The 25,159-nt window shown below is 60.1% G+C and carries 25 protein-coding genes and 1 tRNA gene; 13 read left to right on the forward strand and 13 right to left on the reverse strand.

The genetic code is table 11. The features are described 5' to 3' along the window. The first annotated feature begins 198 nt into the window (after positions 1 to 198). The 3 genes from ACKZ62_RS26890 to ntrC all read left to right on the forward strand — a co-directional run bounded on the left by ACKZ62_RS26890 (position 199) and on the right by ntrC (position 3,565). Complete coding sequence (locus ACKZ62_RS26890; protein ID WP_447096071.1) at positions 199 to 735, forward strand: chorismate mutase; 537 nt, start codon at positions 199 to 201, stop codon at positions 733 to 735. A 311-nt stretch (positions 736 to 1,046) separates the two neighbouring features. Beyond that, on the forward strand, positions 1,047 to 2,132 hold the full coding sequence (gene glnL, locus ACKZ62_RS26895; protein WP_032890142.1) for a nitrogen regulation protein NR(II): 1,086 nt from the start codon (positions 1,047 to 1,049) through the stop codon (positions 2,130 to 2,132). Beyond that, positions 2,129 to 3,565, forward strand: a complete 1,437-nt coding sequence (ntrC, locus tag ACKZ62_RS26900) for a nitrogen regulation protein NR(I) (protein ID WP_032890139.1) — start codon at positions 2,129 to 2,131, stop codon at positions 3,563 to 3,565. The genes glnL and ntrC overlap by 4 nt, the downstream gene beginning before the upstream one ends. 617 nt (positions 3,566 to 4,182) lie before the next feature. Here the strand turns inward: ntrC and ACKZ62_RS26905 are convergent. Continuing rightward, positions 4,183 to 4,623, reverse strand: coding sequence for a hypothetical protein (locus ACKZ62_RS26905; protein WP_447096072.1), 441 nt, complete (start codon positions 4,621 to 4,623; stop codon positions 4,183 to 4,185). Between ACKZ62_RS26905 and ACKZ62_RS26910 the strand changes: the two genes are divergently transcribed. Beyond that, positions 4,622 to 5,077: a tRNA (cytidine(34)-2'-O)-methyltransferase gene (locus tag ACKZ62_RS26910; protein WP_010563141.1), complete on the forward strand. Its 456-nt coding sequence runs from the start codon at positions 4,622 to 4,624 to the stop codon at positions 5,075 to 5,077. The genes ACKZ62_RS26905 and ACKZ62_RS26910 overlap by 2 nt on opposite strands. 127 nt (positions 5,078 to 5,204) lie before the next feature. Here the strand turns inward: ACKZ62_RS26910 and secB are convergent, their stop codons facing one another. Genes secB through ACKZ62_RS26925 form a run of 3 tightly spaced genes read right to left on the reverse strand, consistent with a single transcriptional unit; the run spans position 5,205 to position 6,396 of the window. Beyond that, a complete protein-coding gene (gene secB, locus ACKZ62_RS26915) occupies positions 5,205 to 5,684 on the reverse strand; it encodes a protein-export chaperone SecB (RefSeq protein WP_014716520.1) in 480 nt (159 codons plus the stop codon). Positions 5,685 to 5,726: 42 nt separating this feature from the next. After that, positions 5,727 to 5,981: a glutaredoxin 3 gene (gene grxC, locus ACKZ62_RS26920; protein WP_032890136.1), complete on the reverse strand. Its 255-nt coding sequence runs from the start codon at positions 5,979 to 5,981 to the stop codon at positions 5,727 to 5,729. 1 nt (position 5,982) lies between these two features. Further along, positions 5,983 to 6,396, reverse strand: coding sequence for a rhodanese-like domain-containing protein (locus ACKZ62_RS26925; RefSeq protein WP_032890134.1), 414 nt, complete (start codon positions 6,394 to 6,396; stop codon positions 5,983 to 5,985). 151 nt (positions 6,397 to 6,547) lie between these two features. On the opposite strand from ACKZ62_RS26925, the gene gpmI reads away from it, so the two are divergent. From gpmI to ACKZ62_RS26945, 4 genes are all read left to right on the forward strand, one after another. Then, the gene (gene gpmI, locus ACKZ62_RS26930) at positions 6,548 to 8,074 is read left to right on the forward strand and encodes a 2,3-bisphosphoglycerate-independent phosphoglycerate mutase (protein WP_447096073.1); all 1,527 of its coding nucleotides are present in this window, start codon (positions 6,548 to 6,550) and stop codon (positions 8,072 to 8,074) included. A gap of 256 nt (positions 8,075 to 8,330) precedes the next feature. Next, a complete protein-coding gene (locus ACKZ62_RS26935; RefSeq protein ID WP_032890130.1) occupies positions 8,331 to 9,626 on the forward strand; it encodes a murein hydrolase activator EnvC family protein in 1,296 nt (431 codons plus the stop codon). A gap of 30 nt (positions 9,627 to 9,656) precedes the next feature. Further along, positions 9,657 to 10,973: a S41 family peptidase gene (locus tag ACKZ62_RS26940; RefSeq protein ID WP_027605074.1), complete on the forward strand. Its 1,317-nt coding sequence runs from the start codon at positions 9,657 to 9,659 to the stop codon at positions 10,971 to 10,973. Between the two features lies 1 nt (position 10,974). Beyond that, positions 10,975 to 11,748, forward strand: coding sequence for a divergent polysaccharide deacetylase family protein (locus ACKZ62_RS26945; RefSeq protein WP_447096074.1), 774 nt, complete (start codon positions 10,975 to 10,977; stop codon positions 11,746 to 11,748). 60 nt (positions 11,749 to 11,808) lie between these two features. Here ACKZ62_RS26945 and ACKZ62_RS26950 read toward each other — a convergent pair whose 3' ends face one another. From ACKZ62_RS26950 to ACKZ62_RS26980, 7 genes are all read right to left on the reverse strand, one after another. Continuing rightward, positions 11,809 to 12,564, reverse strand: a complete 756-nt coding sequence (locus ACKZ62_RS26950; protein WP_179179650.1) for a substrate-binding periplasmic protein — start codon at positions 12,562 to 12,564, stop codon at positions 11,809 to 11,811. 66 nt (positions 12,565 to 12,630) lie between these two features. Continuing rightward, entirely contained in the window at positions 12,631 to 13,401 is a 771-nt protein-coding gene (gene hisF, locus ACKZ62_RS26955; protein ID WP_003171107.1) for an imidazole glycerol phosphate synthase subunit HisF, read from the reverse strand. Between the two features lie 9 nt (positions 13,402 to 13,410). Further along, positions 13,411 to 14,148: a 1-(5-phosphoribosyl)-5-[(5-phosphoribosylamino)methylideneamino]imidazole-4-carboxamide isomerase gene (gene hisA, locus ACKZ62_RS26960; protein WP_003187784.1), complete on the reverse strand. Its 738-nt coding sequence runs from the start codon at positions 14,146 to 14,148 to the stop codon at positions 13,411 to 13,413. Between the two features lie 39 nt (positions 14,149 to 14,187). Then, positions 14,188 to 14,445: a DUF2164 domain-containing protein gene (locus ACKZ62_RS26965; RefSeq protein ID WP_032890124.1), complete on the reverse strand. Its 258-nt coding sequence runs from the start codon at positions 14,443 to 14,445 to the stop codon at positions 14,188 to 14,190. After that, entirely contained in the window at positions 14,446 to 15,084 is a 639-nt protein-coding gene (hisH, locus tag ACKZ62_RS26970; RefSeq protein WP_032890121.1) for an imidazole glycerol phosphate synthase subunit HisH, read from the reverse strand. Further along, positions 15,084 to 15,680, reverse strand: a complete 597-nt coding sequence (gene hisB, locus ACKZ62_RS26975; RefSeq protein WP_028615365.1) for an imidazoleglycerol-phosphate dehydratase HisB — start codon at positions 15,678 to 15,680, stop codon at positions 15,084 to 15,086. The genes hisH and hisB overlap by 1 nt, the downstream gene beginning before the upstream one ends. A 269-nt stretch (positions 15,681 to 15,949) precedes the next feature. After that, positions 15,950 to 17,611 carry an OFA family MFS transporter gene (locus ACKZ62_RS26980; protein WP_032890119.1) on the reverse strand — a complete coding sequence of 554 codons (1,662 nt, stop codon included), beginning with the start codon at positions 17,609 to 17,611 and terminating at the stop codon, positions 15,950 to 15,952. A gap of 325 nt (positions 17,612 to 17,936) precedes the next feature. Here ACKZ62_RS26980 and ACKZ62_RS26985 point away from each other — a divergent pair, with 325 nt between their 5' ends. From ACKZ62_RS26985 to ACKZ62_RS27005, 5 genes are all read left to right on the forward strand, one after another. Further along, the gene (locus tag ACKZ62_RS26985; RefSeq protein ID WP_447096075.1) at positions 17,937 to 20,156 is read left to right on the forward strand and encodes an AsmA family protein; all 2,220 of its coding nucleotides are present in this window, start codon (positions 17,937 to 17,939) and stop codon (positions 20,154 to 20,156) included. Next, positions 20,153 to 21,220: an A/G-specific adenine glycosylase gene (gene mutY, locus ACKZ62_RS26990; protein WP_032890116.1), complete on the forward strand. Its 1,068-nt coding sequence runs from the start codon at positions 20,153 to 20,155 to the stop codon at positions 21,218 to 21,220. Before ACKZ62_RS26985 ends, mutY begins: the two co-directional genes overlap by 4 nt. Next, on the forward strand, positions 21,217 to 21,489 hold the full coding sequence (locus tag ACKZ62_RS26995; RefSeq protein WP_095186157.1) for an oxidative damage protection protein: 273 nt from the start codon (positions 21,217 to 21,219) through the stop codon (positions 21,487 to 21,489). The genes mutY and ACKZ62_RS26995 overlap by 4 nt, the downstream gene beginning before the upstream one ends. A 103-nt stretch (positions 21,490 to 21,592) precedes the next feature. Then, positions 21,593 to 21,668 (forward strand) — tRNA-Phe (locus ACKZ62_RS27000). A 417-nt stretch (positions 21,669 to 22,085) separates the two neighbouring features. After that, a complete protein-coding gene (locus ACKZ62_RS27005; protein ID WP_095186158.1) occupies positions 22,086 to 22,406 on the forward strand; it encodes a hypothetical protein in 321 nt (106 codons plus the stop codon). Positions 22,407 to 22,471: 65 nt separating this feature from the next. On the opposite strand, the gene ACKZ62_RS27010 is transcribed toward ACKZ62_RS27005, so the two are convergent. Then, entirely contained in the window at positions 22,472 to 24,076 is a 1,605-nt protein-coding gene (locus ACKZ62_RS27010) for a glycosyltransferase family 39 protein (RefSeq protein WP_447096076.1), read from the reverse strand. An 88-nt stretch (positions 24,077 to 24,164) separates the two neighbouring features. Further along, the gene (locus ACKZ62_RS27015; RefSeq protein ID WP_122764255.1) at positions 24,165 to 25,130 is read right to left on the reverse strand and encodes an arsenic resistance protein; all 966 of its coding nucleotides are present in this window, start codon (positions 25,128 to 25,130) and stop codon (positions 24,165 to 24,167) included. Between the last annotated feature and the right edge of the window lie 29 nt (positions 25,131 to 25,159).

Here is a 25,159-nt window from a genome sequence, read left to right on the forward strand (position 1 = left end):
GCTGCTTAAAGTAGCGTGACAAAAAAGACCTCCTTCGGGAGGTCTTTTTTTGCCCGTGAATTACACAGTTCCACACCTGCAAACCTAATCAAAAAGGTGGGAGGGAGCTTGCTCCCGATAGCGGTGGGTCAGCTGATACAGGTGCTGACTGACACTCTGCTATCGGGGGGCAAGCCCCCTCCCACAAGGAGATCAGCATTGAAACGTCGACTTGTGTTCGCTCTGTTATTCGTCAGCGCCAGTGCATTCGCTGCACCGCCGACACTGGAGCCATTGCTCAACAGCATCGCCGAACGCCTGACCATTGCCGACCAGGTGGCCCTGAGCAAATGGGACAGCAAAAAACCGGTAGAAGACAAAAAGCGCGAGCAAGATGTGCTCGCCAGCGTCATTGCCCAGGCACCGAGCTACAAACTGGAGCCCGCCGCCGCCGAGCAATTTTTCTCGGCGCAGATCGAGGCAAACAAGCTGGTGCAGTACACACACCTGTCCGACTGGCAGTTCCAGGGCAAGGCACCCGACGACCCGCGCCCGGACCTGGTAAAGCAGATTCGCCCGCAACTGGATCAATTGCAAAAACGCCTGCTGCAACAACTGGCGGACTTCACTCCACAACGTACCGACCCGCAGTGCCCTCAATGGCTGGCCGCAGCGGTACATGAGCCGCTGAACGACCCACTGCGGCAATTGGCGATGATCCGCGCTACGGCCGAGCTGTGTATCTACAAAGACTAAAACTGTAACCCCGATCCAAAAATGTGGGAGAGGGGCAACCCCTCCCACATTTGATTTATATGATTTCGGCACTTCCTGAACAACCTTCACAAAACCGCACTATATTGGTGCGACATCCTGCACCCACCCCAACGACTAACACCATTTTGGTTCGAAACTTCCCGTTCAAGCTGGCAGAACGCCACAGTTTCGGGCCCTAACCCCCCATTTCAGGGCTTTCGCGCTTCTTTTCGGAGCCTTGGTTTGGTTTTTGCATTTTCCTTGTATCAGCGTGTGCCTCAAGCCCGCGCCTTGCTCCAAAAGAGGTCCTGATGACCATCAGCGATGCACTGCACCGTTTGCTACTCGACAACCTGACCACCGCGACCATCCTGCTCAATGACGACTTGCGTCTTGAGTACATGAACCCGGCGGCGGAGATGCTTCTGGCCATCAGTGGCCAGCGCAGCCATGGGCAGTTCATCAGCGAGCTGTTCACCGAGTCGGCCGAAGCCTTGAGCTCGTTACGCCAGGCGGTGGAGCAGGCGCATCCATTCACCAAGCGTGAAGCGATGCTCACGGCCCTTACCGGGCAGACATTGACCGTCGACTACGCTGTGACCCCGATCCTGAGCAACGGCGCGACCCTGCTGCTGCTTGAAGTACATCCCCGTGACCGCCTGCTGCGCATCACCAAAGAAGAAGCGCAGTTGTCCAAGCAAGAAACCAGCAAGATGCTGGTACGTGGCCTCGCCCATGAGATCAAGAACCCGTTGGGCGGCATCCGTGGTGCGGCGCAGTTGCTGGCCCGCGAGTTACCGGACGAGAACCTCAAGGACTACACCAACGTCATCATCGAAGAGGCCGACCGCCTGCGTAACCTGGTGGACCGCATGCTCGGCTCCAACAAGCTGCCGTCCCTTGCGATGACCAACGTGCACGAAGTACTTGAGCGCGTCTGTCATCTGGTAGAGGCCGAAAGCCAGGGCTGCATCACCTTGGTGCGCGACTACGACCCGAGCATTCCCGACGTGTTGATCGACCGCGAACAGATGATCCAAGCGGTGCTCAACATCGTGCGCAACGCCATGCAGGCCATCAGCAGCCAGAACGAATTGCGCCTGGGCCGCATCAGCCTGCGCACCCGCGCACTGCGCCAGTTCACCATCGGCCATGTGCGCCATCGCCTGGTAACCAAGGTCGAGATCATCGACAACGGCCCAGGCATTCCTGCGGAACTTCAGGAAACCATCTTCTTTCCCATGGTCAGCGGCCGCCCGGACGGTACCGGGCTGGGCCTGGCCATCACCCAGAACATCATCAGCCAGCACCAGGGTCTGATCGAATGTGAGAGCCATCCCGGCCACACCACGTTCTCGATCTTTCTGCCTCTGGAACAAGGAGCCCCATCGACATGAGCCGTAGTGAAACTGTCTGGATCGTCGATGACGACCGTTCTATCCGCTGGGTCCTTGAGAAAGCCTTGCAACAGGAAGGCATGACCACCCAGAGCTTCGACAGCGCCGACGGGGTGATGAGCCGCCTGGCACGCCAGCAGCCCGACGTGATTATTTCTGACATCCGCATGCCAGGCGCCAGTGGCCTGGACCTGCTGGCACGCATTCGCGAGCAGCACCCGCGCCTGCCGGTGATCATCATGACTGCGCACTCCGACCTGGACAGCGCTGTCGCGTCTTACCAGGGCGGCGCATTCGAATACCTGCCCAAGCCGTTTGACGTGGACGAGGCTGTGGCGCTGGTCAAGCGCGCCAACCAGCACGCCCAGGAACAACAGAATCAGGAAGCCCCGCCGGCCCTGACCCGCACCCCGGAAATCATCGGTGAAGCGCCGGCGATGCAGGAAGTGTTTCGCGCCATCGGGCGCTTGAGCCACTCCAACATCACCGTGCTGATCAACGGCGAGTCGGGTACCGGTAAAGAGCTGGTAGCCCACGCTCTGCACCGTCACAGCCCACGGGCAGCGTCGCCGTTTATCGCACTGAACATGGCAGCGATCCCCAAGGACTTGATGGAATCCGAGCTGTTCGGCCATGAGAAAGGCGCGTTCACCGGCGCCGCCAACCTGCGTCGCGGACGCTTTGAACAGGCGGATGGTGGCACGCTGTTCCTCGATGAGATCGGCGATATGCCGGCCGACACCCAGACTCGCCTACTGCGCGTACTGGCGGACGGCGAGTTCTACCGCGTGGGCGGTCACACACCGGTCAAGGTTGATGTGCGCATCATCGCCGCGACTCACCAGAACCTGGAAACCCTGGTGCATGCGGGCAAGTTCCGTGAGGACTTGTTCCACCGCCTCAACGTAATTCGCATCCACATCCCCCGCATGTCGGACCGCCGCGAAGATATCCCCACCCTCGCCCGCCACTTCCTCAGCCGCGCCGCCCTGGAGCTCGCGGTCGAGCCGAAGCTTTTGAAAAGCGAGACCGAGGAATACCTGAAGAACCTGCCATGGCCAGGCAACGTGCGCCAGCTGGAGAACACCTGCCGCTGGATCACGGTGATGGCGTCCGGGCGCGAAGTGCATATCGGCGACCTGCCGCCGGAGCTTTTGAGCCTGCCGCAGGATTCGGCACCAGTGACCAACTGGGAGCAGGCGCTGCGTCAATGGGCCGACCAGGCACTGGCACGGGGCCAGTCGAACCTGCTGGACAGTGCCGTACCAGCGTTCGAGCGGATCATGATCGAGACCGCCCTCAAGCACACCGCCGGCCGCCGGCGCGATGCTGCGGTGTTGCTGGGCTGGGGTCGCAATACCCTGACGCGCAAGATCAAGGAGCTGGGCATGAAAGTGGACGGTGGTGACGACGATGAGGGCGACGACGCCTGAATCTCGAATCCACTGAGGTGTAATGTGGGAGGGGGCTTGCTCCCGATAGCAGTAGGTCAGTCACAACATCTGTGCCTGATACACCGCCATCGGGGGCAAGCCCCCTCCCACATTTGGACCTCCACACGGACTCAGAACCGTGCACCGCTTCAATGCACCCTGTTCTAGCATCGCGCACACGTTCCACGCCCGAACCAACCATTTTGTTAAGAGAATGCTGAATTCCGAAAACACCAAAGCCCCGTAATCCGGGGCTTTGCGCTTTTTGAAGAATTTTTTTGGCACAACTTAGCCACTCTGGCACGCGCCCTGCAATAACCCAAGTACAACCCAGTTTCGGGGACCTTGGTACAGGCAGGCCGAGAATCCCCTCTTTACACCCGGGGTGCTTGATGCGAACCGCGTCGCGCTCCACACCGCTTTGGGGAACCTCGGTACAGGCAGGCCGGGGACTCCCTCTTTAACACCGAAGCCTTGATGGCTTCACCCCGTTTTGGGAGCCCTGGTACAGGCAGGCCGGGAACTCCCTTCTTTACACCGGGACTTATGTGGCACAGCGCCCATAGCCCCAGCCCGTTTTGGGGACCTTGGTACAGGCAGGCCGGGGATTCCCTCTTTTATTGCTCCTGGAGATGGATCTCCAACCGCCAGCGGTCATCGACCTCTTCTCCCTTCCACTCCCCGCGCAACGGCCGAGCCGCGACCAGGTTCAGCAGCAGGCCGCCATCGGTCTTGCGCACGCGCCAGTTCACGTCCTTGTCGTTGATCTTAAGTTGCCCGGTGCTGGCCTTGCCTTGGGCATCAAACAGCAACGCCACGGTGCCATCGATATGCTCGCCGTGCAGCTTGGGTTCGCTGTTGAACCACACCACTACGCCATCCGTGGTCGTCTCTACCTGTTGCAGTTCGACAGGGTCCGCTGTGGTCAGCCGGCCAATCATCAGGCCCACCATCAAGCCGACAATCGCCAGCGAGCCCATGACCCTTGGCAATAGCTTCGGTCTTGGGTCTTCTTCAGGGGTAGAATGCAGCGCATCTTTGCCTTCGGAGCCGTGCATGTTTCACGTCATCCTTTTTCAACCAGAAATTCCGCCGAATACCGGCAACGTTATCAGGCTGTGCGCCAACAGTGGCTGCCACCTGCATTTGATCGAGCCCCTGGGCTTCGACATGGACGACAAGCGTCTGCGCCGTGCCGGGCTGGACTACCACGAGTACGCCACGCTCCAGCGCCACGCCGACTTGGCCAGCTGCCTGGAAAGCCTGGGGCATCCGCGCTTGTTCGCGTTCACCACCAAGGGTTCGCGACCGTTCCATGATGCCAGTTTTGCCGAGGGCGATGCCTTCCTGTTCGGCCCGGAGAGCCGTGGCCTGCCGGCCGAAGTGCTCGACGCCCTGCCCGATGGGCATCGCCTTCGCCTGCCAATGCGCGAAGGCTGCCGCAGCCTGAACCTGTCCAACACCGTAGCCGTTGCCGTGTACGAAGGTTGGCGCCAACTCGGTTTCAAATAACACACCAAACAAAATGTGGGAGGGGGCTTGCCCCCGATGGCGGAGTGTCAGTCGACATCTATCTGACTGATCCACCGCTATCGGGAGCAAGCCCCCTCCCACATTGGGTTCTGCGTCGGGTTCGAGATTACTGAACCGTCGGTGCGCCTTCCTGTTGCATGCGCTGCAGCTCTTGAGCGTACAGGGCATCGAAGTTCACCGGAGCCAGCATCAGCGCAGGGAACGAACCACGGGTGACCAGGCTGTCCAAGGTCTCACGGGCATACGGGAACAGGATGTTCGGGCAGAACGCGCCCAGGGTGTGGCTCATGGACGCTTCGTCCAGGCCCTGGATCAGGAAGATACCGGCCTGTTGCACTTCAGCAATGAAGGCCACTTCTTCACCGTTCTTGACGGTGACCGACAGGGTCAGCACAACTTCGTGGAAGTCGCCTTCCAGTGCCTTTTGACGGGTGTTCAGGTCCAGCGCAACGCTTGGTGTCCACTCCTGGCGGAAGATGGCCGGGCTTTTCGGCGCTTCGAACGACAAGTCACGCACGTAGATACGCTGCAGCGAGAACTGTGGGCCTTGAGCTTCTGCTGCTTCGGTGTTCTGTTGGTCAGTCATCGCAGATCCTTCTTGATCTTGGGGTCTTTTAGGGTTTAGGAGTCAGACGAGCAGCAGCGCATCGAGTTTACCGGCGCGCTCCAGGGCAAACAGGTCGTCGCAGCCACCGATGTGTTTGGCGCCGATCCAGATCTGCGGCACAGACGTGCGTCCCGCCTTCTGGGCCATTTCGGCGCGCACCTGGGGCTTGCCGTCGACCTTGATCTCTTCGAAGGCAACGCCCTTCTTATCCAGCAGAGCCTTGGCTCGCATGCAATAAGGGCAATAATCGCTGGAGTAGACGACAACCTGGCTCATATCACTTCACCAGCGGCAGGTTATCGGCGCGCCAGCTGCTGATGCCACCGGACAGCTTGGCCGCGGTGAAACCGGTCTTGAGCATTTCGCGGGCGTGAGTGCCAGCGTGCTGGCCTTGGGCGTCGACCAGGATGATGGTCTTGGCCTTGTGTTTTTCCAGCTCGGCCAGGCGCGCGATCAGCTTGTCCTGTGGAATGTTCAGTGCACCGACGATATGGCCGGCAGCGAATTCCTTGGCTGGGCGGATATCCACCACAATGGCCTCATCCTTGTTGACCAGCGCGGTCAGCTCCGACGTGCTCAGGCTGCGACCACCACGGCTCAATTCGTGAGCGATCAGCAGCGCCAGCAGGATGACGAAGGCACCCACGAGCAGATAGTGGGCAGTGGCAAATGCAATCAGGTGATCAACCATCAAGGAGGTTCCAGGGCGTTAAAATGGCGGTAAGTATACACAGCCGTCAGGGGGGGCCAACCCCCGTAAAGCGGTGACGTGGTCGGAACTTCGCTTTAAACTGCCACTCCCTTTTCAATTGCCTTCCTTTATTACCGCCGCGAGAGGATCTATGACTACTACGCCTAAACCTTTGGTCCTGATAATTCTCGATGGCTTCGGACACAGTGAAAGCCACCACGACAACGCGGTATACGCGGCCAAGAAGCCTGTACTGGACCGCTTGACCGCCAGCGTCCCCAACGGCCTGATCTCCGGTTCGGGCATGGACGTGGGCCTGCCCGACGGGCAGATGGGCAACTCGGAAGTCGGCCATATGAACCTCGGCGCCGGACGAGTGGTATATCAAGACTTCACACGCGTGACCAAAGCGATCCGCGACGGCGAGTTCTTCGAGAACCCGACCATCTGCGCAGCGGTAGATAAAGCAGTAGCCGACGGCAAGGCCGTGCACTTCATGGGCCTATTATCCGACGGCGGTGTACACAGCCACCAAGACCATCTGGTTGCCATGGCCGAACTGGCCTTCAAGCGCGGCGCCGAGAAGATCTACCTGCACGCCTTCCTCGACGGTCGCGACACTCCTCCAAAAAGCGCGCAATCGTCCATCGAGCTCCTGGACGCCACATTCGCCGCCCTGGGCAAGGGCCGCATTGCAAGCATCATTGGCCGTTACTTCGCCATGGATCGTGACAACCGTTGGGACCGAGTGTCCCAAGCCTACAACCTGATCGTCGACGGTCAGGCCGAATTCAACGCCGCCACTGCCCAAGAAGGCCTGGAAGCCGCCTACGTCCGTGGCGAAAGCGATGAGTTCGTCAAGGCCACTACCATCGGCGAGCCGGTAAAAGTCGAAGACGGCGACGCCGTGGTGTTCATGAACTTCCGCGCCGACCGCGCCCGCGAGTTGAGCCGCGTGTTCGTCGAAGACGGCTTCAGCGAGTTCGAACGCGCCCGCCAGCCAAAAGTGCACTACGTCGGCCTGACCCAATACGCCGCGAGCATCCCGGCCCCCGCCGCCTTTGCTCCGGGCAGCCTGGACAACGTGCTCGGCGATTACCTGGCGAAAAACGGCAAGACCCAACTGCGCATTGCCGAAACTGAAAAATACGCCCACGTGACCTTCTTCTTCTCCGGCGGCCGTGAAGAACCGTTCCCAGGCGAAGAGCGCATCCTGATCCCGTCGCCAAAAGTCGCCACCTACGACCTGCAGCCGGAAATGAGCGCGCCGGAAGTCACCGACAAAATCGTCGACGCCATCGACCACCAGCGTTACGACGTGATCGTGGTCAACTACGCCAACGGCGACATGGTTGGCCACAGCGGCAACCTGGAAGCCGCGACCAAGGCCGTGGAATGCCTGGACTTGTGCGTCGGTCGCATCGTCGACGCCCTGGAAAAAGTCGGCGGCGAAGCGCTGATCACGGCCGACCACGGCAATTGCGAGCAGATGTCCGACGAGTCCACCGGCCAGGCACACACGGCTCACACCACTGAGCCAGTGCCGTTCATCTACGTAGGCAAGCGCGACTTCAAAGTGCGTGACGGCGGGGTGTTGGCGGATGTGGCGCCAACCATGCTGATGCTGATGGGGCTGGAGAAGCCAGCGGAGATGACCGGGACCTCGATTCTGGTTTGATTTCAACCACACCACTGAACAGTGTGGGAGGGGGCTTGCCCCCGATAGCAATGGGTCAGCTAACACATATTCAGCTGACACACTGCAATCGGGGGCAAACCCTTCCCACATTGGATCTCCCGTGTTTTGAAGATGTCTTTTTGCCATACCACCGCCACTCGGCGCCTATCTTGCCCGCCAGCCCCAATTGGGCGTTTTTTTTGCAGCGCTTGGCGGGCATACTAGGCCGTCCCTTTCCCTGGTGTCGCCCGCCTCTATGCTTCGCGCCTTGATTACCCTTGCTCTTGTCTGCCTGCTCCAACCGGCGTTTGCCGATGAGCGCGCACAAACCCAACAACAGTTGGACGCTACGCGTCAGGACATTACCGAGCTGAAAAAACTGCTCGGCAAGCTCCAGGAAGAAAAATCCGGTGTGCAGAAAGACCTGCGCGGCACGGAAACCGAAATGGGCAAGCTAGAGAAGCAAGTCCAGGAGCTGCAAAAAGAATTAAAGAAGAGCGAGTCGGAACTGGAGCGACTCGACGCTGAGAAAAAAAAACTCCAGAGCGCACGCGTTGAACAGCAACGCCTGATCGCGATCCAGGCCCGCGCCGCCTACCAGAGTGGCCGCCAGGAATACCTCAAGCTGCTGCTCAACCAGCAGAACCCTGAGAAATTCGCGCGCACCCTGACCTACTACGACTACCTGAGCAAAGCCCGCCTGGAGCAATTGAAAAGCTTCAACGAGACTCTGCGCCAGTTGGTCAACGTCGAACAGGAAATCGCCAACCAACAGTCGCAGTTGGAAGACCAGAAAAGCGCCCTCGACACCCAGCGCGATGAGCTGGACAAGGTCCGCAAGGAGCGCCAACTGGCCCTGGCCAAGCTCAATGACGACGTGAAAGCACGCGACGCCAAGCTCCAGGCGCGCGAGCAAGACCAAGCCGACCTGGCCAAAGTGCTCAAGACCATCGAAGAAACCCTGGCGCGCCAGGCACGTGAGGCCGAAGAAGCGCGCCAGAAAGCGCTGATCGCCCAGCAGGAAGCCGAAAAAAAGCGCCAGCGTGAGGCCGAACTGGCAGCCACCACTGACGCTCCGGCGCCACGTAAACCGGCACATGCAGCGCCTGGCCCGTTGGTTTCCAGCGCCGGCGAGTCCTTCGGCGGCCCTTTTGCTTCAGCGCGAGGAAAACTTCCATGGCCTGTTGATGGTCGACTACTGGCACGCTTCGGTGAAACCCGTGGCGACGACACCCGCGCCAAGTGGGATGGAGTGATGATCAGCGCCTCCGCCGGCAGCCAGGTCCACGCCGTTCACGGCGGGCGTGTGGTGTTTGCCGATTGGCTGCGGGGCGCCGGTTTGTTGGTGATTCTTGACCACGGTAATGGCTATTTGAGCCTTTACGGCCACAATCAGACGTTACTCAAGTCGGCAGGTGATGTTGTAAAAGCCGGTGAATCCATCTCCACTGTCGGTAACAGTGGTGGCCAGGACACCCCGGCGCTGTACTTCGCTATTCGTCAGCAGGGTCGCCCGAGCGATCCCGCACAATGGTGCCGTTCCCAAGGATAGGGCCGCATCTACATTAGGAGTTCGTTCGACATGCTGCATTTGTCCCGCCTCACTTCGCTGGCCCTGACGATCGCCTTGGTGATCGGCGCGCCTCTGGCTTTCGCCGACCAGGCCGCTCCGGCTGCACCTGCTGCCACGGCCGCGACCACCAAGGCCCCGTTGCCGCTGGACGAGTTGCGCACCTTTGCCGAGGTCATGGACCGCATCAAGGCAGCCTATGTCGAACCCGTAGACGACAAGACTCTGCTGGAGAATGCCATCAAGGGCATGCTCAGCAACCTCGACCCGCACTCCGCCTATCTGGGCCCTGAAGATTTCGCTGAACTGCAGGAAAGCACCAGCGGTGAATTCGGTGGCCTGGGCATTGAAGTCGGCGCCGAAGACGGCAACATCAAGGTGGTGTCGCCAATCGACGACACCCCGGCGTCCAAGGCCGGCATCCAGGCGGGTGACTTTATCGTCAAGATCAACGGCCAGCCGACCCGTGGCCAGACCATGACCGAAGCCGTGGACAAGATGCGCGGCAAGATCGGCCAGAAAATCACCCTGACCCTGGTACGCGACGGTGGCAACCCGTTCGACGTGACACTCACCCGCGCGACCATCGTGGTCAAGAGCGTGAAGAGTCAGCTGCTGGAGTCGGGCTACGGTTACATCCGCATCACCCAATTCCAGGTCAAGACCGGCGACGAAGTGGCCAAGGCACTGGCCAAGTTGCGCAAGGACAACGGCAAGAAACTCAGCGGCATCGTGCTCGACCTGCGCAACAACCCAGGCGGCGTGCTGCAGTCGGCGGTGGAAGTGGTCGACCACTTCATTACCAAAGGCCTGATCGTCTACACCAAGGGCCGTATCGCCAACTCCGAGCTGCGCTTCTCGGCCACCGGCAACGACCTCAGCGAGAACGTGCCACTGGCCGTGCTGATCAACGGCGGCAGCGCCTCGGCTTCGGAAATCGTCGCCGGCGCCCTGCAGGACCAGAAACGCGGCGTGCTGATGGGCACCACCAGCTTCGGCAAAGGCTCGGTGCAGACCGTGTTACCGCTGAACAACGATCGCGCATTGAAGATCACCACTGCGCTGTACTACACGCCGAACGGCCGCTCCATCCAGGCCCAGGGCATAGTGCCGGACATCGAAGTGCGCAAGGCCAAGATCACTAACGAGATCGACAGCGAGTACTACAAAGAGGCAGACCTGCAAGGCCACCTGGGCAATGGCAACGGCGGTGCCGACCAGCCGACCGGCAGCAGCAAGAAAGCCAAGCCGATGCCACAGGACGACGACTATCAACTGGCTCAGGCGCTGAGCCTGCTCAAGGGGCTGAGCATCACGCGCAGCCGTTGATATGCGATTTGCCCTGATCCTTGCTCTGCTGTGCAGCCTGGTGGGAGTCGCCCAAGCGACTCCCACAGGCGAACCTCACAAAGCCTATCTGACACTGATCATCGACGACCTGGGGCAAAACCTGCCTCGGGATCGCCGCGTGCTGGCCCTGCCTGGGCCGGTGACCACGGCGATCATGCCCGACACCCCCCACGCTGCAGAATTCGCCCGCGAAGCCCACAGGGCCGGCAAGATCGTGATCCTGCACATGCCCATGGACCCGGCCACCGGCCCGTTCGCCTGGCACCCTGAGCTACCTATCGAAGAACTCGCCAAACGCCTGGACGCCGCGTTCAACGCCGTGCCCTACACCGCCGGCATCAACAACCATATGGGCAGCCGCATGACGGCTCAACCTGCGGCAATGGCCTGGTTGATGGCCGAGCTGCAGCGGCGCAACAAGTTCTTTGTCGACAGCCGTACCAGCGCGCAGACAGTGGCAGCCGCCGAGGCACAGAAGATCGGTCTGGCGAGTGTTTCGCGGGACGTGTTCCTGGACGACGAACGCACCGAAGCGGCGATCACCACACAGTTGCAAACCGCGATCAAGCTGGCCCACAAACAAGGCTCGGCCGTGATGATCGGCCACCCTTACCCACAAACCCTGGCAGTGCTGGAGCGCGAGCTGCCCAAGCTCAAGGCACAGGGCATCGAGTGGATTGATATTAAGCTGATGATCAGCGTGCGCAGCAATCAAGCCATGGCTGGACACGGGAAGGACGGGGTTTACCGCTAGAAACGCCGCAACGATCCCAGTAAGAGCTGGCAAGCCAGCGCCTACAGAACTTCGGGTCTTTTACAGATACTTCGCCGTGATCTCGTCGACGACGCCGTCTTTACGCAACTGGTCCAGCGCGGCCTGAAGCTTGTCTACCAAGTCGTCCGGCACATCCTTGTTCAACGCGAGGTAGAGCTGGGCGCTGTTGAATCGCAGCACGGTCTTGAGCCCGGTCACCCCAACTTGGCGTGCCAGGTAACGCCCGGCCGGGTCGCCGGTAGCCCACAAGTCGATCTGGCCATCCACGAGCTTTTGCGCATTGTCCTGGTCACGCAGCACTACGATCGGGTTGAGGCCCTGTTTCTCCAGGGTCTCGGCGATGGCATCGCCTTTATAGGCGCCGATCTTGTAGCGCCGCGCTTGCTCAAGTTCGGCAAGCTGGATCTTGCTGTCCGACTTGGCCAGCAGCACCCAATCATCCGGGCCAATGGGGCCGACCCACTTGAACAGCGCTTCGCGAGCCGGCAAACGTGCCATTACGAATACGCCATAGCCGGGTTTTTCCAGGGCGAGCTTGTAGATTCGCTCCCAAGGAAAACGCAGGGTGAGGTTGTAGGAAATGCCCGCACGCTTGAAGGTTTCGCGCACGATATCCACGGCGATGCCTTCGATGTTTTCTTCCTTGGCGAAGTTCTTGCCGTTTTTCGCCATGTTGTACGGCGGGAAGTTTTCCGTCAGCAACACCAGGGAGGCGTCGGACGGTTCCTCGGCATGGGCCGAACCGACTAACAACAGGGACGAACTGGCGAGGGCAAGTAAGAGGGTCTTGAACATGAAGGCTACCGGAATCCATGGCAAGCGCAGAGAGTGCCGCGCGCCCGCCATGGTGTCCAGCAACGTTTAACGAACGACGATACCGCGCGCCGCCATATAGGCCTTGGCCTCAGGAACGGTGTATTCGCCAAAGTGGAAAATACTCGCCGCCAGCACTGCGCTGGCGTGGCCTTCGATCACGCCGTCGGCCAGATGCTGCAGGTTGCCGACGCCGCCGGAAGCGATCACTGGAATGCCCAGCGCGTCGCTGATGGCACGGGTCACGCCCAGGTCGAAGCCGTTTTTCATGCCGTCCTGGTCCATGCTGGTCAGCAGGATCTCACCAGCGCCCAGGCCTTCCATCTTCATCGCCCATTCCACCGCATCCAGGCCAGTCGGCTTGCGACCGCCGTGGGTGAAGATCTCCCAGCGCGGGGTTTCGCCCGGGCCGGAGACTTTCTTGGCGTCGATAGCCACTACGATGCATTGCGAGCCGAAATGTTGCGCGGCTTCGCCGACGAACTCCGGGTTGAACACCGCTGCGGTGTTGATCGAGACCTTGTCCGCGCCAGCATTGAGCAGGTTGCGGATGTCTTGCACGGTGCGCACGCCGCCGCCCACGGTCAGCGGGATAAACACCTGGCTGGCCATGCGCTCGACGGTGTGCAGCGTGGTGTCGCGGCCATCAACGCTGGCGGTGATGTCGAGAAAAGTAATCTCATCGGCACCTTGCTCATCGTAGCGACGGGCAATTTCCACCGGATCGCCGGCATCACGGATGTTCTCGAACTTGACGCCCTTGACCACGCGACCATTGTCGACGTCCAGGCAAGGGATGATGCGTTTGGCCAGCGCCATGGTCAGTCCTCAGCCGTTGTAGGCATCGCAGTAAGCCTGGGCTTCGGCGACGTCCAGAGTACCTTCATAGATCGCGCGGCCGGTGATGGCGCCGATGATCCCTGGCGCCTTGGCGTCCAACAGCGACTTGATATCGCCCAGGTTGTGAATACCGCCGGAAGCAATCACCGGGATCTTCGTCGCCGCAGCCAGCGCGGCCGTGAACGGTACGTTGCAGCCCTGCATCATGCCGTCTTTGGCGATGTCGGTATAAACGATGGCAGACACGCCGTCAGCTTCGAACTGCTTGGCCAGGTCGATGACTTGCACGGTACTGATTTCAGCCCAGCCGTCGGTGGCGACGAAGCCATCTTTAGCGTCCAGACCCACGATAACTTTGCCTGGGAACGCGCGGCAGGCTTCAGCAACGAAGGCCGGGTCTTTCACAGCCTTGGTGCCGATGATCACGTAGCTCACGCCAGCTTTGACGTAGTGCTCAATGGTTTCCAGGGAGCGGATACCGCCGCCGATCTGGATCGGCAGATTCGGGTAGCGCTTGGCGATGGCGGTAACCACCTCACCGTTGACCGGCTGGCCTTCGAAGGCGCCGTTCAAGTCCACCAGATGCAGACGACGGCAGCCCCCTTCTACCCATTTGGCAGCCATGCTCACCGGGTCATCGGAGAACACGGTGGAGTCTTCCATGCGGCCTTGGCGCAGACGTACGCAGGCGCCGTCCTTGAGATCGATAGCGGGGATAATCAGCATCTGGCAAACCTTATTCGATATTCAGCAATGCTTGGGAAATCAGGGTTTCTCAAGCGACCACAGGTCGCTTTCGATGCTTTCGAACCTTTCTTTAAGGAGCGTCTGCGAATCGAAAATCGCCCTGTTGTAATAGTGCGGAGCCACTTCGGTGGTGAACAGCTCAAGAATCTCGGCGACCTCGAACGAGCCCAGCTTGAGCTCGAAGCGATCTTCCATGAAGCGTTTGATCTTGAGGGTAGCCTCACTCTCCTGCTCAGGCGTGAGGTTCAAGATCGGCAGCTTCGGCTTCCTGGCCATTTACCAGCGCCCGTCCCACGCGGCGAAGTTCTGCAGCAATTGCAGGCCATGGGTATGGCTCTTCTCCGGGTGGAACTGCACAGCAAAACGCGAACCTTCGGCCAACGCTGCGGCGAAGTCGACGCCGTAGTGCCCGCCACCCACCACCTGGCCCGGCTTACCGGCGGCGATGTAGTAGCTGTGCACGAAATAGAAACGCGCCAGGTCCGGGATGTCGTGCCAGAGCGGGTGATCCACCGTCTGACTGACTTCGTTCCAGCCCATATGCGGCACTTTCAGGTGGGCGCCATCTTCGTGCAGGTCCTTGCCGAAGAACTTCACCTGGCCAGGGAACAGGCCGATGCAGTCGACGCCGTCGTTCTCTTCACTGCGGTCGAGCAAGGCTTGCATGCCCACGCAGATGCCGAGGAACGGGCGATCCTGGCTGACTTCGCGCACCAGGCTGTCAAAGCCCAGACGGCGGATCTCGGCCATGCAATCGCGGATCGCGCCGACACCGGGGAATACCACGCGGTCAGCTTCGCGAATCACGTTGGCATCGCTGGTGATCAGCACCTTGCCGGCACCTACGTGTTCGAGGGCCTTGGCCACCGAGTGCAGGTTACCCATGCCGTAATCGATAACCGCGACCGTCTGCATTACAGAACGCCCTTGGTCGAGGGCATTTGCCCGGCCATGCGGTCATCCAACTCTACAGCCATGCGCAGCGCGCGGCCGAAAGCCTTGAACACGGTTTCGATTTGGTGGTGGGTGTTGGTGCCGCGCAAGTTGTCGATATGCAGGCTGACGAGCGCGTGGTTGACGAAACCCTGGAAAAACTCCTGGAACAGGTCGACGTCGAAGCCGCGGCCCACGTTGGCACGGGTGTACGGCACGTGCATCTGCAAGCCTGGGCGGCCGGAGAAGTCGATGACCACTCGCGAAAGCGCTTCGTCCAGCGGGACATAGGCGTGGCCGTAGCGACGGATGCCTTTTTTGTCGCCGATGGCCTTGGCAAATGCCTGGCCGAGGGTGATGCCCACGTCTTCCACCATGTGGTGGTCGTCGATGTGCAGGTCGCCCTTGCCTTCGATATCCAGGTCGATCAGCCCGTGACGGGCGATCTGGTCCAGCATGTGCTCAAGAAAAGGTACACCGATATCAAATCGGGCCTTTCCGGTGCCATCCAGGTTAATCGAGGCTTTGATCTGGGTTTCCAGAGTGTCGCGCTCGACGGACGCCTTACGTTCGGCCATCACCAGCTCCGCAAAATCATTGGGCGAAAAAGGCAGCCATTATAGGGGCGCGGGCGCTAAACAGAAACATCGAAGGGGATAAGACTGACGAGTTGAAGTGGGGGGTGTCGGGGATAGACATGTGCATACAAGTGCGAATCCACTTATGAAAACTCTGCACAGCCAATGTGGAAGGGGGCTTGCTTCCGATGGCGGCGGCTCAGTCGCCTAGTGGCTGACTGATCTGACGCTATCGGGAGCAAGCCCCCTCCCACAATGGTTTTGCGGTGTTAGTGGAACAGTACCGCCGTCTTCTGCAGGGTCACCCACACACCCCACGCCAACGGAATACCCACCACCAGCCAGGCCGCAATGGCCAATGGCACCGTACCGGGGGCCGCTTTCCACTCCAGGGAAGTGGTGGCATCCGCGCCTTTGTCATGGCCCAGCGCCTGTTCGGCAGCCAGTTCGGCGTCGGTCATGAAGTACTTGTCGGCCACCGGCCGTACCAGCATGTTGCAGATAAAGCCCAACACCAGCAGGCCGGCGAGGATGTACAAGGTGATGTCATAGGCCGCAGCGCGTTCAACGCCGATGCTCAGTTGATACTCACGCAGGTAGTTCACCAACACCGGGCCCAATACGCCCGCAGCAGCCCAAGCGGTCAGCAGGCGACCGTGGATCGCGCCCACCATCTGGGTGCCGAACAGGTCGGCCAGGTAAGCCGGAACGGTGGCAAAACCACCGCCGTACATCGACAGGATGATGCAGAACGCGGCCACGAACAGCGCCACGTTGCCCAAGTGCCCCAGGTTCGGGATCAGCGCGTAGAGGGCAAAGCCCAGGGCGAAGAACACGAAGTAGGTATTTTTACGGCCCAGGTAGTCGGAGAACGACGCCCAGAAGAACCGGCCGCCGATGTTGAACAAGCTCAACAGACCAGTGAAACCCGCGGCGATCGCGGCGATCGACGCCAGTTGCCCGGCATCCAGTTGACCGAACGGCACATCAACACCCAGTAGCTTGCCACCGAACACTTCCTGCAGCAGCGGCGAAGCCATGCCGAGGATGCCGATACCGGCCGATACGTTCAGGCACAACACCAGCCATACCAGACGGAATTGCGGGGTTTTCCACGCCACGCTCACATGCACGTGACGGTGGGTGATCATCGCATTGCTGGCTTTTTTCGCCGGCGCGGTCCAGCCCTCAGGCTTCCAGCCGGTCGGTGGCACGCGATAAGACAGCGCACCGCCGATCATGAACACGAAGTAGATCGCGGCCATCACCAAGAAGCTCTGCCAGACGCCCACGCTGGTCGGCGAAGCGAAGTGACCCATCAGCGCTGCCGCCAGGGGTGCACCGACCATCGCGCCCCCACCGAAACCCATGATCGCCATACCGGTGGCCATGCCACGCTTGTCCGGGAACCACTTGATCAAGGTCGACACGGGCGAGATATAGCCCAGGCCCAGGCCGATGCCGCCAATGACGCCGGAACCGATCCACATCAGCCAGATCTGGTGGGTGTAAATACCCAATGCCGAGATCAACAGGCCGCCGCACCAGCACAACGCCGATACAACACCCGCCTTACGCGGCCCGGCATGTTCCAGCCAGCCGCCCCAGATCGCTGCCGAGCAGCCCAGGAAAATGAAGAACAGGGTGTAGATCCAGCCCAGCATGGAGATGGGCCAGTCGCATTGGGACGAGAAGACTTGGGCGATAAAGCTCATGTCTGGCGCGCAGGCAACGGGCTTGGTGATACCCAGCGCCTTGGACAGCGGCAGCCAGAACACCGAAAAACCGTAGGCCATGCCGATGCAAAGATGGATGGCCAGGGCGGCCGGTGGAACCAGCCAGCGGTTGAACCCGGGCTTGGCGATGATGCGCTCCTTGGACAGGAACGCAGGCTGTGCGGCGGTAGAACCGGCCGCAGTGCTAGTGCTCATTGGTGTTTCCCCCAGTTATTAGTATGCGTCCGTCAGGCGCTCTCTCCCTCGGCCTTGCACGCAGAGCGTGGCCGTTTTTGATGAGTGAAGCTCCATTTTGGCGCGACGATACGTCGCAGAAGGCGGACGAACACGCAGAGATTAGCACCTGCGGATGACGGAAAAACCAAACTGATATCACTTTTTTCAGGAAATTCTCTTTTTTTGACGCCAGAATCCCGCTACCTGGCCCGCGGATACAATGTAACGATCGGTGACCTGACGCCGGTCATCGGGCGTTATACTCTGCGGCTAAATTTTAAAATCGACATACAAGGACTCGCCCATGAAAGCGTTCGGCAAAATCCTGGGTCTGGTACTTCTCGGGCTGTTGCTGATCATTGTGGCTCTGGGCTTCGCCCTGACCCATCTTTTCGATCCCAACGACTACAAAGAAGAGATTCGCCAGATTGCCCGCGACAAGGCCCACATCGAGCTGACGCTCAATGGCGATATCGGTTGGAGCCTGTTCCCCTGGCTTGGCCTTGAACTGCACGAAGCCAGCGTAGCGACCCTGACCACCCCGACCCAGCCCTTCGCCGACCTTCAAATGCTCGGCCTGTCAGTACGCGTATTACCGCTGCTGCGCCGCGAAGTGCAGATGAGCGACGTGCGTGTCGAAGGCCTCAACCTGCGCCTCAACCGCGACAAGCAGGGTCACGGCAACTGGGAAGACATCGGCAAGACTGCACCGGTAGCCACCACCGATACGCCCACCACGCCGCCCCCGGCGCAACCGTCACCCGAAGCCAAGCCAGAGAAGCCGGCCCAGCCGATCCGCCTGGATATCGACAGCCTGACGGTCAACAACGCCCGCATCGAATACAACGATGAGCAGACCGGCAAACAGTTCAGCGCCGAGAGCATCCAGTTGAGCGCCGGTGCAGTGCACGAAGGCGCCAGCATTCCGGTGAAGCTCACCGCCTTCTTCGGCAGCAACCAGCCGGTAATGCGCGTCAAGACCGAGCTCAACGGCAATCTGCGCATTCAGCGCGCCCTCAAGCGCTACCAGTTCGAAGACATGCGTATCAGCGGCGAAGCCACTGGCGAGCCGCTGCAAGGCAAGACCGTGACCTTCTCCACCCAGGGTCAGTTGCTGGTGGACCAAGCGGCCAACATTGCCGAATGGACCAACCTGAAACTGTCGGCCAACCAACTGCGCGCCTTGGGCGAGCTGAAGGTCAATGACCTGGATAAGACCCCACAGCTCAGCGGCGCCCTGTCCATCGCCCAGTTCGACTTGGCCAAGTTCCTCGACAGCGTCGGCAGCCCACTGCCACCGATGGCCGAGGGCAGCCTGAGCAAAGTCGAACTGGTCAGCCGCCTCAAGGGCACGCCAACCAGCATGGCCCTGGAAGACCTGAACCTGAAGCTCGACGGCAGCACCTTCACCGGCCGCGTCGCCGTGGACGATTTCGCCAAACAGTCGCTTCGCGTGCAACTCAAGGGCGACAGCTTCAACGCCGACAACTACCTGCCGGCGAAGTCCGAATCTGCCAAGGGCGCAACCGCCGCCCGCCAAGCCGAAGTGCAGAACAGCGAAGCCGGCGCCATGGCTGCCGGCGGCACCACACCGCTCCCGGATGCGCCTACCAAAGGCGCCTGGAGCACCGACAAGCTGCTGCCTCTGGCGCACCTGCGCAAACTGGATGTCGATGCTGATCTCGCCTTCGGCCAACTGACCTTGAGCAAATTGCCGATCCAGAATGCCGTGCTCAAAGCGTCCGGCATCGAAGGCCAACTCAAGCTCGACACCCTGAGTGGCGGCCTCTACAACGGCAGCTTCCAAGCCAACGGCACACTCGATGTGCGCCAGGATATTCCAGTGCTGGCACTGCAAAGCCGGATCAAGCAAGTGCCGGTCGAACGCATCCTGCAGGCCCAGGGGCAAACCCCACCCGTGAAGGGCCAGGTCACCCTCGACAGCAACCTCAGCGGCCGTGGCAATAGCCAAAAGGCGCTGATCGACAGCCTCAACGGCACCGCCAGCTTTGTGATCAACAACGGTGTGCTGCTCAATGCCAACCTTGAACAGCAGCTGTGTACAGGCATCGCCATGCTCAATCGCAAGACCCTGAGCGGCGAACAGCGGGGCAAAGACACGCCTTTCCAAGAGCTGAAGGGCAACCTGACCTTCCGTAATGGCGTGGCCAATAACCCTGACCTGAAAGTGCGCATTCCGGGCCTGGCCGTCAACGGCAACGGTGACATCGACCTGCGCGTGCTGGGCATGGACTACCGCGTCGGCATCATCGTCGAAGGCGACCAACGCGAAGTGCCGGATCCGGCCTGCGAAGTGGGCTCCAACTTCCGCAACATCGAAGTACCGCTGCGCTGCCGCGGCCCGCTGGAATTGGGTGCCAAGGCGTGCCGCCTGGATAAAGATGGCTTGAGCCAAGTCGCGATCAAGGCGGCCGGTAACAAGCTCAGCGAGAAGCTGGAAGAGAAGCTCGACAAGGTAAACCCGCAATTGAAAGATGCATTAAAGGGCCTGTTCAAGCGATGAGAAACGAGCAGTTTTCACAGGCGGTGCTGGACTGGTACGACCGCCACGGTCGCCATGACCTGCCCTGGCAACAGGGCATCACGCCTTACCGGGTATGGGTCTCGGAAATCATGCTGCAACAGACTCAGGTGAGCACCGTGCTCAATTACTTCGACCGTTTTATGGCGTCTTTGCCAACGGTCGAAGCTCTGGCCGCCGCACCGGAAGATGAAGTGCTGCACCTGTGGACTGGCCTTGGCTACTACACCCGGGCGCGCAACCTGCAAAAGACTGCGAAGATCATCGTGGCCCAGTACGGCGGCGAATTTCCCAAGGATGTCGAAAAGCTCACTGACCTGCCCGGCATCGGCCTGTCCACCGCCGGCGCAATCGCCAGCCTGAGCATGGGCCTGCGCGCACCGATCCTCGACGGCAACGTCAAGCGCGTGCTGGCGCGCTTTACTGCACAAGAGGGTTACCCTGGCGAGCCGAAAGTGGCCAAGCAGTTGTGGGCCACTGCAGAGCGCTTCACGCCCCATGATCGCGTTAACGCCTACACCCAGGCGATGATGGACATGGGTGCCACCCTGTGCACGCGCAGCAAGCCCAGCTGCCTGCTATGTCCGCTGGAAAAGGGCTGCGAAGCCCACATGCTCGGCCTTGAAACACGCTACCCGATTCCCAAGCCGCGCAAGGCCGTCCCGCAAAAGCGCACGCTGATGCCGATGCTGGCCAACGCCGAGGGCGCGATCCTGCTTTACCGCCGCCCTTCCACAGGTTTGTGGGGCGGTTTGTGGAGCCTGCCCGAGTTAGACGACCTGCAAGACCTCGAACACTTGGCCACACAACACGCACTCGAACTGGGCAAGCACCAGGAACTGCCAGGGCTGATCCACACGTTCAGCCACTTTCAACTGGCTATCGAACCCTGGCTGGTCCAGGTCGAGGAATCCGCCCATCACGTGGCCGAGGCCGACTGGCTCTGGTATAACCTCGCCACCCCGCCGCGCCTGGGCCTTGCCGCCCCGGTAAAGAAACTGCTGAAGCGCGCGGCTGAAGTATTGAACGCAGGAGTGTCGTCATGACCCGCACCGTAATGTGCCGCAAGTACAAAGAAGAACTGCCAGCCCTGGAGCGCCCTCCGTACCCAGGTGCCAAGGGCCAGGACATCTACGATCACGTCTCTGCCAAAGCCTGGGGCGACTGGCTTAAACACCAGACCCTGCTGATCAACGAAAAACGCCTGAACATGATGAACGCAGAAGATCGTAAATACCTTGCGGGCGAGATGGACAAGTTCTTTTCCGGCGAGGATTACGCCAAGGCCGACGGCTACGTACCACCTGCTCAATAATTGATCAAAAACCGGGGTCGGCACGTAAGCGACGGTAATAATTAAATATTTTTTGAAAACTTGCTTGACGACCCCCTGAAAAACCAGTTTAATGCGCCCCGTTGCCCAGATAGCTCAGTCGGTAGAGCAGGGGATTGAAAATCCCCGTGTCGGCGGTTCGATTCCGTCTCTGGGCACCACTAATTAGTTTCAGGTGGTGCAAACGTCATCTGAAATACACAAGAAACCCGCCAAGTGCGGGTTTTTTGTTGCCCAAGATTTAACCTCCTAACCCGCCTCTTCGTTACGCCGCGCACTAGTAGCGCTATGATATGATTCAAAATGTGCCAAGGTAGGCGATTAACAGTATGCGGATGCATCCCTCCTGTAACCCGTCAGCCAATGCCACCTAGTATCGGAGTAGGCAACGACGGCGGATCCTGTATCCCCACGAGCCTCCCTCTACACGCTGCAGCCTCTCTCCCCCACCTCAACACAGCCCAGGGTCACGCCCAAGCGGTGAGGGAGCGCACGCAAGCGCAGCGGCACAAGGACACATCATCCGGCGATGCGCAGCCCAGCGTATCGCTTACTCATACGGGCACATGGAGAAACAAATGGCATACACATCGATCATTTTCAAAAACCCGAATACGGGCGCGATGAAGGAAGCTCCAGTCGGTTTTTCGTGGACAACCTTCTTTTTCGGTTGCTTCCCGGCACTGTTTCGCGGCGACGTGAAATATGGCGTGATCCAGTTCGTCATTGCGATGGTGACCATGGGCCTTAGCAACATCGTCTTTGCGTTCATCTACAACAAGCTCTACATCAAGGATCTCATCGGCCAAGGCTTCAAGGCTCAATCCATTGCCAGTGGCGATATGAACTTCGCGTCGGCGAAGATCGGCATGCAGATCCCACAGCTGGAAGCCGCGTAATCGAAGGCGGAAACCGTATCCGACAAAAAGCCTGCTGAATGCAGGCTTTTTGCTGACCGGCTGACTCACTGCAACAAGAACACCAGCAACGGATTGTCGTTCAACCGTCCTTCAAAGTCGGGAGGCTGATGCTCCAGCGACGTCCCCGCCAGCAGTGCGACCTCCTTGCGCGCCACGACCACCCAGGCTGGCCGATGCACACGAGCTAATTGTTCAAGCTCATGACCACCAATGAACACCGGTTGCTCGTCGTGATCCAGGTTCATCATGTAACGCACCGCCCAGGTATCCCGACCGAGGTCGATAAACACCAGCGGGCCCGGCCGCGTGGCACGCAGCGCTTCAACCTGGCTGACAAACTGCCGGGTATCGAACTGTAAGTCCTTGGCCGGCTCCACCACGACCACCAGCAGCAACCACTGCGCCACCAATGCAATCAAGCTGAGCGACACCAGCCGCGCAATACGCCGCCAGGCGATCAACGCAGCGACTTGCAGCACCACCAGCACGCCCACCCACAACGGCAGCGAAACGTCTGGCCAGTAACCGTGCTTTTGCCACCCATGCCGACAGACAAATACTACAACCACACACAACGCCGGTAGCGCCGCGACAAGCCCCTCATAGCATCGACGCACGCCGCCAAGCCAGCCTTGCGCCTGGAGGAGCCCATAGGCCGCGACAGCCGCAAACATCGGCACCATGGGCAGAATGTAATAGGCGCGCTTGAAGTGCGGCACCGACAACCCAATCAAAATCATCAGGCCGCAAGCGCCTAGCCGCACAACCAATTGCACGGGCTCATCAAACCGTTCACGCCAGCGATGACGCAACGCAACCAGCGTGGCCAGCGCCAACGGCACCACAGGGAAGTAACGGTACAAACTCAGTTGAAGATAGAAATAGAACGGCTCGCCACTTTCATCCAGGCGCCCGCCCACTTGCATCCTGAACACCTCTTCGGCGAACCCATCACCACCACTGACGCGCGCCAGCTTTATCAGCAGCCACCAACAGACCGCCAACAACGCCAGACCAACCAGGCCGTGAATCAGCACCTGCCTGACCCGTTGCCCCGGATTACCAAGCGCCCAATACACACACACCACGCCGCAGACCTCAATCAACCCCAATGGCCCACGTATGGCGAAGCCGAAGATGAACAGCGGGAACACCGCCAACTGCCTCAATCGCGAGCCCAGGCGCTCGCCACTGTGCAGCAGGTAGAAACTGCCAACGCAGAGCAAAGCCACCATCTGATCCAGGCAAACCGAACGAGACTTTTCCAGCAGTTGAGTGGTGAGCAGGGTCAACAAAACGGAGAGCAGCGCCCACTGCCGACTCGCAGGAACCAGCAGGCGATAGAGCAGCGCAATCACCCCAGCAGACGCCAGTGCGGTGGGCAGTACGTTCGCCAGGTGATTGGGCGCACCGAATAACCGGGCAAACACAAAACTGAAGAAGGTAGCGGTGCCAGGGTAGTCCGCGTAGGGCTGACCGTAGGTCGTGGGAAAAAGGCTCGCACCATGGCGAAACATTTCTTGCAGGAACAGCGCCCAACGTCCGTCAAATCCCTGGGGCTGTTGATCCCAGATCCCCAGGGTAAAGAGCAGCAAGGCAAACAGGAAAATGCCCAGGGATTCCAGGCGAAAACGGTTGCGTTGATCCATCGGTAGGCCTGTCAGGTGAGGAGCGCTGACTTAATGGTGCCGAGCACGCCCCTGAACATCGCCTGAACAGACCTGAACATTCACCCAGCTACCGACCTGCGGGCCACACCGCCCATGGGATCAGGCGCACGTAGATCAACTCAGCCACCAACTCGACCAAGGTCTGCAGGATCACCGCCGTGGCGGCCAACCCCCGTACGTCTTCAGGCAGGGCCAGCGCCAGGGGCAATACCACCAGCGAATTGCGCGTGGATGCGCTGAACGTCACCGCCCGCGCCGTGACCGCCGGCAGCGCGAACAGCCGCGCCGCCAGCATCCCCATCAGTGGCGCCAGCAGCACAAAGCCCAGATAGACCGGAATCACTGGCACCAACAGGCCGATATCGCGCACCACCGAGGTGACTTGCGAGCCGATCACCACGAACAGCACCAGCGCCATGGCGGGTACCGGCAACCATGCCCAGGCGTTATTCCACGCATTGATAATTGCGTAGCGCCGCGCCAGGGACGTCGTGAGCACCGCCAGCACCATCGGCACCACGATCAACTCTACAAAGGCTTGAACAAACGGTCCCACCGCAACCACTACTTCGGACTGCGCGCCCAGCATAAACCCCAGGTACACCGGCAACAGCGCCAGCTGCAGTAACAACAGCACCGGCGTCGCCGCCAGCATCAACCGCGAATCGCCTTTGCCGATATGGGTAAACACCACCACATAATCGATGCACGGCGTCAGCAACACCAACAACGCGCCCACCAGCAACGCCGGGCGCTCCACCAGGCCACGGGTCAATGCCCACACCAGCAGCGGCACCAGAATGAAATTGGCCAACAACAACGCCGACAGGAAGCGCTTGTTGCTCAAGCCCTCGCGCAGGTCCAGAAAGGGGATTTGCAGGAACATCGCGTACATAAGCACTGCGATGACGGGGGTGATCAATACGTTGAGGTTGTGGGCGGATTGGGGCGCGAACAGGCCGACGACGGCAGCCAGCAGGATGGCGACAAAGTAGATTGGGATCTGGTTGTGTTCGAGGGTGTCGCGGGACATGAAGGCGCTCGAGAAAATTGCGAAGGCAC

The organism is Pseudomonas sivasensis (assembly GCF_052938085.1).

Coding starts and splice junctions, on each gene's coding strand:
- grxC (WP_032890136.1), bottom strand. CDS start 5,981: ATGAGCCAGGTTGTCGTCTACTCCAGCGATTATTGCCCTTATTGCATG.
- ACKZ62_RS26985 (WP_447096075.1), top strand. CDS start 17,937: ATGAAAGCGTTCGGCAAAATCCTGGGTCTGGTACTTCTCGGGCTGTTG.
- ACKZ62_RS26995 (WP_095186157.1), top strand. CDS start 21,217: ATGACCCGCACCGTAATGTGCCGCAAGTACAAAGAAGAACTGCCAGCC.
- ACKZ62_RS27010 (WP_447096076.1), bottom strand. CDS start 24,076: ATGGATCAACGCAACCGTTTTCGCCTGGAATCCCTGGGCATTTTCCTG.
- ACKZ62_RS26940 (WP_027605074.1), top strand. CDS start 9,657: ATGCTGCATTTGTCCCGCCTCACTTCGCTGGCCCTGACGATCGCCTTG.
- ACKZ62_RS26925 (WP_032890134.1), bottom strand. CDS start 6,396: ATGGTTGATCACCTGATTGCATTTGCCACTGCCCACTATCTGCTCGTG.
- ACKZ62_RS26945 (WP_447096074.1), top strand. CDS start 10,975: ATGCGATTTGCCCTGATCCTTGCTCTGCTGTGCAGCCTGGTGGGAGTC.
- ACKZ62_RS26935 (WP_032890130.1), top strand. CDS start 8,331: ATGCTTCGCGCCTTGATTACCCTTGCTCTTGTCTGCCTGCTCCAACCG.
- secB (WP_014716520.1), bottom strand. CDS start 5,684: ATGACTGACCAACAGAACACCGAAGCAGCAGAAGCTCAAGGCCCACAG.
- glnL (WP_032890142.1), top strand. CDS start 1,047: ATGACCATCAGCGATGCACTGCACCGTTTGCTACTCGACAACCTGACC.
- hisB (WP_028615365.1), bottom strand. CDS start 15,680: ATGGCCGAACGTAAGGCGTCCGTCGAGCGCGACACTCTGGAAACCCAG.
- hisF (WP_003171107.1), bottom strand. CDS start 13,401: ATGGCGCTGGCCAAACGCATCATCCCTTGCCTGGACGTCGACAATGGT.
- mutY (WP_032890116.1), top strand. CDS start 20,153: ATGAGAAACGAGCAGTTTTCACAGGCGGTGCTGGACTGGTACGACCGC.
- ACKZ62_RS26910 (WP_010563141.1), top strand. CDS start 4,622: ATGTTTCACGTCATCCTTTTTCAACCAGAAATTCCGCCGAATACCGGC.
- ACKZ62_RS27005 (WP_095186158.1), top strand. CDS start 22,086: ATGGCATACACATCGATCATTTTCAAAAACCCGAATACGGGCGCGATG.
- hisH (WP_032890121.1), bottom strand. CDS start 15,084: ATGCAGACGGTCGCGGTTATCGATTACGGCATGGGTAACCTGCACTCG.
- ACKZ62_RS26950 (WP_179179650.1), bottom strand. CDS start 12,564: ATGTTCAAGACCCTCTTACTTGCCCTCGCCAGTTCGTCCCTGTTGTTA.
- ACKZ62_RS26905 (WP_447096072.1), bottom strand. CDS start 4,623: ATGCACGGCTCCGAAGGCAAAGATGCGCTGCATTCTACCCCTGAAGAA.
- gpmI (WP_447096073.1), top strand. CDS start 6,548: ATGACTACTACGCCTAAACCTTTGGTCCTGATAATTCTCGATGGCTTC.
- ACKZ62_RS27015 (WP_122764255.1), bottom strand. CDS start 25,130: ATGTCCCGCGACACCCTCGAACACAACCAGATCCCAATCTACTTTGTC.
- ACKZ62_RS26980 (WP_032890119.1), bottom strand. CDS start 17,611: ATGAGCACTAGCACTGCGGCCGGTTCTACCGCCGCACAGCCTGCGTTC.
- ntrC (WP_032890139.1), top strand. CDS start 2,129: ATGAGCCGTAGTGAAACTGTCTGGATCGTCGATGACGACCGTTCTATC.
- hisA (WP_003187784.1), bottom strand. CDS start 14,148: ATGCTGATTATCCCCGCTATCGATCTCAAGGACGGCGCCTGCGTACGT.
- ACKZ62_RS26965 (WP_032890124.1), bottom strand. CDS start 14,445: ATGGCCAGGAAGCCGAAGCTGCCGATCTTGAACCTCACGCCTGAGCAG.